Source organism: Moorena sp. SIO4E2 (assembly GCF_010671945.1).
Taxonomy (GTDB): Bacteria; Cyanobacteriota; Cyanobacteriia; order Cyanobacteriales; family Coleofasciculaceae; genus Moorena; species Moorena producens.
The window spans coordinates 1-2016 of the sequence record NZ_JAAHIE010000991.1 but is presented as its reverse complement, the minus strand read 5'-3'; the positions used below and the strand labels follow the sequence as shown (position 1 = coordinate 2016).

Sequence of the window (2016 nt, the reverse complement as noted above, 5' to 3'; positions counted from 1 at the left end):
GGTACATGTTTTTAGTGACCAGGGAGCAGGGAGCAGGGAGCAGGGAGCAGTGAAATCATAAGATGTAAGAGGTAAGATGTAAAATGCTAAAAATACTGTGTACCTCATTAGACTAAAGACCGCTATATACTTTATGGAAAACGCGATGTTCCTTTGGAACCGCTACGCGAACGCAACAGGAGTGGACTAGGGTATCACTAATTGAAAAAGCGTCTAGACGATCCCTAGATTCCCCTTGTTTAATTCCAGTTCCCCTATTTTTCTATTCACCAATGAACCAGACCACTGATACCCAACCACAGACGGCTAATGATGGCCAGCCCAGTATCATCAGGGCCATCACTAAACGGTTTCCATCATTGCAAGGAATGGAAACATTTACCTTCATCTGGTTTGGCCAAGTCATTTCACTAATCGGTACCAGTCTGACTAGTTTTGCCCTCAGCATTTGGGTTTACCAGCAAACCGATTCTGTGACCCAATTTTCCTTACCCGTCCTCTCGGCGGCGATTCCTCCGATTTTAATTGGTCCGATTGCGGGAGTCTATGTCGATCGCTGGAGTCGTCGTTGGACGATGATTATTAGTGATTTCTCTGCCGGTTTGTGTACGTTGCTAGTGGTTTGGTTATACCTTAATGGCAGTTTGGAAGTTTGGCATATCTGCCTAACAAATGTGCTGAGGTCTAGCTTCAGTACATTTCAAGGTTTAGCCTATTCTGCCGCAACCACTCTGCTGGTTCCCAAAGCTAATCTTGCCCGTGCCAGTGGTATGGTCTTCACAGGACAAGCCATCTCAGATTTAGCAGCTCCTACCTTTGCGGTAACTCTACTTGCGATTATTCAGTTACCAGGGATTATTGCCATTGACTTTATTACCCTACTATTTGCCTTGGTAGCTCTATTGATAGTCAAATTTCCGGAGCTTTCAACTTCAACTGAGGAGCAAACCAAACAGGAGTCATTTATACAAAATTTAACCTATGGCTGGGACTATTTTGTGCAGCGACCAGGTCTTTTGGGATTGGTACTGTTGGTTGCCCTCTGTAACTTCCTGATTGGAGCCGCTCAAGTTCTTGATATCCCATTAGTGCTTTCGTTTGCATCGGTAAGAACCCTAGGCATTGTGGTCTCCTGTGGCAATGCGGGCATGCTGATTGGGGGCTTAGTGATGATCATTTGGGGCGGCTGGCAGAATCAAATGACCACTGTTTTTATCAGTATGTTTACTATTGGCCTGTGCGTACTTCTTGTCGGTCTTCGCCCCTCAGCTATTCTTCTGACTTGTGCAAATTTTTCCATGCTACTAACTATTCCGATAGTCAACAGTGCTATTCAAGCTATTTACCAGCGCAAGGTAGCTCCGGAAGTCCAGGGAAGGGTGTTTGCATTTCGGAAATCAGTGGCTTTTGCGGCGCTGCCTCTGTCTTATGTTATTGCAGGTCCATTAGCCGATCGCTTCTTTGAACCCTTAATGACTCAAGATAGTATTGTGGCAAAAACCATTGGCACAGTGATTGGGACAGGTCCTGGTCGTGGTATTGGCCTAATGTTTATTGCCATGGGAGTTTTGACTATTTTGATGACTTGCATCGCTTACTTTTTGCCTCGTTTACGATATTTGGAGGATGAATTACCTGATGCGATTGGGGATTAAGCATTGGTAAGGGGGAATGTAAGCATATGCGCTACACGCACGCTACTTGAGGTGCTATCAGCCGTCAGCCGTCAGCTGACGGTTTTCCGTAACTCAGCATTATTCCAATGCTTACCTGTTGTCTTGATGCAAAGCGCGAGTGGGGGAAACCCCCTGTTCCCTTGCTGCATCGCTTATTCAAAAGCACTGCGCTACTTGAGGTGCTGCGCGAACAGTAGGGTGACCGTAGGCCTTTAGCTGATCGCTGATAGCTGATAAGCAGGTACACATCATTAATTACCTAATACCAATTTCTGTAACCCTGACATTGTAAGGCTTTTAGGTTTGGAAAATGTGTAATTATTTTTGTGTACCTGCTTAT

At 45.3% G+C, this 2016-nt stretch carries 1 protein-coding gene; it reads left to right on the top strand.

Going from position 1 to position 2016, the window contains the following annotated elements:
• Positions 1 to 272: 272 nt before the first annotated feature.
• On the top strand, positions 273 to 1655 hold the full coding sequence (locus F6K37_RS39805) for an MFS transporter (RefSeq protein WP_287256782.1): 1383 nt from the start codon (positions 273 to 275) through the stop codon (positions 1653 to 1655).
• Positions 1656 to 2016: the final 361 nt, after the last annotated feature.